Source organism: Nocardioides oceani, assembly GCF_030412965.1.
Lineage (GTDB): Bacteria > Actinomycetota > Actinomycetes > Propionibacteriales > Nocardioidaceae > Nocardioides > Nocardioides oceani.
Map to the genome: position 1 here is coordinate 1 of NZ_JAUHJQ010000094.1, position 307 is coordinate 307.

Here is a 307-nt window from a genome sequence, read left to right on the forward strand (position 1 = left end):
TGGATGGCGTGCACCTCGGCGCTGCTCGCGATGTGCACGCCCGTGGGGTGGGCCCACCAGCCGAGCACCGGCGTGACCGCGAAGTTGCTCGGCGGCAGCCACAGGTCGGGCAGGGTCGCGAAGACCCGGACCTCGGCGGGCTCGAGGCCCACCACCTCCTCCGCCTCGCGCAGGGCCGCCTGCACCGCGCACTCGCCGGGGTCGACGCCGCCGCCGGGGAAGGAGACCTGGCCGGGGTGCGAGCGCATGTCGTGGGCGCGCTCGGTCAGCAGCAGCTCGGGGCCCTGCGGTCCCTCGGCGAAGAGCA

At 75.9% G+C, this 307-nt stretch carries 1 protein-coding gene; it reads right to left on the reverse strand.

Going from position 1 to position 307, the window contains the following annotated elements; genetic code table 11:
* A partial coding sequence (locus QWY28_RS23410) for an NUDIX hydrolase (protein ID WP_300955319.1) occupies window positions 1-307 on the reverse strand: 307 nt, incomplete at both ends.